The 388-nt window shown below is 65.7% G+C and carries 1 protein-coding gene; it reads left to right on the top strand.

Translation table 11 applies throughout. The features are described 5' to 3' along the window. On the top strand, window positions 1-388 hold a 388-nt coding region (ccsA, locus tag ACFPWW_RS29680), incomplete at both ends, for a cytochrome c biogenesis protein CcsA (protein WP_377312813.1).

Below are 388 nucleotides of genomic sequence, written 5' to 3'. Positions count from 1 at the left end.
GACCTTTCTGACGCTCGGCATCGCCATGGGCTCCTACTGGGCCTATTACGAACTCGGCTGGGGCGGCTGGTGGTTCTGGGACCCGGTGGAGAACGCCTCCTTCATGCCCTGGCTTGCCGGCACAGCACTTCTGCATTCGGCGCTCGTCATGGAAAAGCGCGAGGCGCTGAAGATCTGGACGGTGCTGCTTGCCATCCTCACCTTCTCGCTGTCGCTGATGGGCACGTTCCTGGTGCGCTCGGGCGTGCTCACCTCGGTGCATGCCTTTGCCAGCGACCCGAGCCGCGGCGTCTTCATCCTCTGCATCCTGCTGGTCTTCATCGGCGGGGCGCTGTCGCTCTTTGCCCTGCGCGCCCCGTTGCTCTCGGCCGGCGGCCTGTTTGCGCCG

The sequence above is a fragment of the Rhizobium sp. GCM10022189 genome (assembly GCF_042656325.1).
In the GTDB taxonomy this organism is placed as follows: Bacteria; Pseudomonadota; Alphaproteobacteria; order Rhizobiales; family Rhizobiaceae; genus Rhizobium.
Note: the sequence above shows the minus strand (reverse complement) of the source record. Positions and strands in the feature narration are given on the sequence as shown.